Source organism: Actinomadura napierensis, from assembly GCF_039529375.1.
Lineage (GTDB): Bacteria > Actinomycetota > Actinomycetes > Streptosporangiales > Streptosporangiaceae > Spirillospora > Spirillospora napierensis.
Genome location: NZ_BAAAMR010000338.1, coordinates 1 through 631, shown reverse-complemented (window position 1 = coordinate 631; position 631 = coordinate 1). Strand labels below are relative to the sequence as shown.

The 631-nt window shown below is 40.1% G+C and carries 1 protein-coding gene; it reads right to left on the bottom strand.

The genetic code is table 11. From position 1 onward, the window contains the following. Positions 1-631: AarF/UbiB family protein (locus ABD296_RS49805; protein WP_344285630.1), on the bottom strand; the 631-nt coding region annotated here is incomplete at both ends.

The following is a 631-nucleotide window of genomic DNA, read 5'->3' as shown; positions in this document are numbered from 1 at the left end:
ACGTTCTTGAGGAAGGGAAAGCATGACTGGACTATTAATTGGCACGCCACGTTCAAAGGTCATACATAAGACTTGATCGGTACAGTATTCATCTACAATTGTAGGGACGATATAGCGCTCATCATCTTTTAAACGCTCAGCAAAGCGACGTGTTGTGGCTGCCTCTACGTGATAATTGACTTCACGATGCATCATTTCACGTACTTCATCGAACCACTGATCAAACTCACGAGTTTGAGGGACCATACGTGTAAGCTTAAGCATGTTTTTAAACAGGCTCATATCGGAGTCAATTGCATTCGCAACACCAGGGTATTGAATTTTTAAAACTAACTCTAAACCGTCTGACTTACGTGTTGCGCGATGAACTTGTGCCAGAGAAGCCGTACCGATAGGCTCATGGTCAATTGTTAGATCATTTAACTTAGAACCTAATTGTTCTTGTAAATGAGGTTTAATTGCTGGCCAGTCTAAAGCAACAGTTTGGTTATTTAAGGTATTTAAAGCTTGAGTAATTTCTTCAGGTAAAAAATGTTCACCATAAAGCGCCATCATTTGGCCAATCTTGACAATAGAACCTTTTAGTTTGCCAATTTCAGAAACAAGATAATTAGCTTGCTCGCTCATTGCC